Annotated in this window: 2 protein-coding genes; one reads left to right on the forward strand and one right to left on the reverse strand. The window is 42.3% G+C overall.

Translation table 11 applies throughout. From position 1 onward, the window contains the following. The first annotated feature begins 194 nt into the window (after positions 1-194). A complete protein-coding gene (locus tag ACWATR_RS39635) occupies positions 195-995 on the forward strand; it encodes an RMD1 family protein (protein ID WP_460345758.1) in 801 nt (266 codons plus the stop codon). A 475-nt stretch (positions 996-1,470) separates the two neighbouring features. Here the strand turns inward: ACWATR_RS39635 and ACWATR_RS39640 are convergent. Then, the coding region (locus tag ACWATR_RS39640; protein ID WP_460345761.1) for a hypothetical protein at positions 1,471-1,927 on the reverse strand (457 nt) is incomplete at its 5' end.

Here is a 1,927-nt window from a genome sequence, read left to right on the forward strand (position 1 = left end):
GAAGGGCTGACAGATTGTTTCTGTAATTGCTCATAGATGCATGGTTCCAGGTCAATTGTGATTTTACCTTGGGAGTAAGTTTGAACACCCAAAGGTGAAGCTGTTTTATTCATAACCAATATGTATCATGTTTTGGGCTATTTACGAGAGACATACCATCGGATGGGGGCAACCCGAAAAGTGAGAGGGTGACAATGCAAAAATTCCTTTTTAATGACAGAGATAATTTTAGAGTACAGGCCCTATTCCTTGGTGAGGATATTAACTTACAAACATTGAAGAATTACGTTTGCTTGGCGACTATGCCGCTAATGGTTTCAGTTGGTAAACACGGCTGTGCGGTATTACTGAACTATGGTGCAGTTGTGCTGTTTAACCTTGAGCCTGTGGAAAAGATAGCCTTCTTAACCAAACTATCCTCTCAAGTTAGTGGCACTTTTGCCGATCCGGAAACAGAAGAAGTGGAAGTTCATCTCAAAGTTGCAGAGAGTGAACGAGCTAAGGAAGGAAAAATTTTGCTGCATGAATTTAGCATAGAACGCTTGCAGATAGTGGCTGATATTCTCGCCAAGAGTGTTGTACTGTCTCACTATGAAACCAGCCTAGCGACTGTATTTGATCAAATTGAACCGTTTGCAGCTAGTCTCCAGCGTGAAAACAGGGGAAGACGCCAGAGCCGGGAATTACTGCGTCAACTTGGGACTACCCTATTAGTTCAACATAAGATTGTGGGTCGAGTAGAAATTATCGATAAGCCAGAGTTGCTCTGGGAATCTCCACAGCTAGAAAACTTATATCTGCGCTTGGAGGATGAATACGAAATCCGTGAGCGTCACTATGCCCTAGAACGCAAACTAGAGCTAATTACCCAAACCGCACAAACAGTACTGGAGTTCATGCAGCATAGCAGTAGCCAGCGAGTGGAGTGGTATGTGGTAATTCTGATTGTGGTGGAAATTTTGCTGTCATTGTATGACATCATTTTCAAAAGCTAAGGCTTGTCATTACCAACATCTTTTAGAGTGACTGGGTGATAAAATCGGCAGTCCAACACATATCCTGTAATCGCAACTAACCTCACCATAAGGTCTGCCAACCAGTTAGACCATCGGACTTGCGACCAAGAAAACCACCCAAACGAGCGATCGCTAAAAAGAATTCACCCAGAATCAGCTCGCAACTTGTCAACCTAAGACGAGCAACTAACACCTTTAACATCATTAAATCAGTGAATAGTCAACAGTTATCAGTTATCACAGTAACAGTTAGGATTTGACTACGACTGAAACACACCACTTTTTAGAAGTGGGGGACTCTGACTCCCAATTGACTTACAATTTTTAACTGATAACTGATAACTGTTGAAGGCACGTACTCTTGTGCCAAGAGTTGAGGATTGCTGCGACTAAGTTGGCGTAATTGTAATAATCTGACTGAAACTATTGTCACTCCTATATGGCGAATGTATTGTTATTGGTAGTAGGAAGGAGAGCTTTTCACCCAGACATTGTGGTTGTGATAAAAATCACCACGCTGTTCTAATGTAAACCCACCCAGCAATAATCCCAACCATACTTCTACCATCGGCATTTGCAACGCACGTTGCAGTTTAACTAAAGAAATCTCATCTTTGACATTTATCAGATGGTTAGCGATCGCGCTCTGCCATTTTTGAACATCCTCATCTGATGCCAAATTGCGAACATCTTCTAAAGTTGTCACCTCATCGAGCATTGCCAAAACACTCGCTTTCTCAACGGGTGCTACTACAGAATCGCCCTCCTGGTTAGGATATGAAAATTGGTGTGGGCCATGTGGTTTAAAGGTTTGTGGTATTTCCGGTTCAATCAAATCATCTAAATCCAGATGCATTGTTGTCCGCACTAAACCAGCAAAGAGATCGGTGCTAATAATTGGCCCCAAAAGA

The sequence above is a fragment of the Nostoc sp. UIC 10890 genome (genome assembly GCF_054786515.1).

Excerpts from the sequence above, each read along its gene's own strand:
- ACWATR_RS39635 (WP_460345758.1), top strand. The coding sequence starts at position 195 with ATGCAAAAATTCCTTTTTAATGACAGAGATAATTTTAGAGTACAGGCC.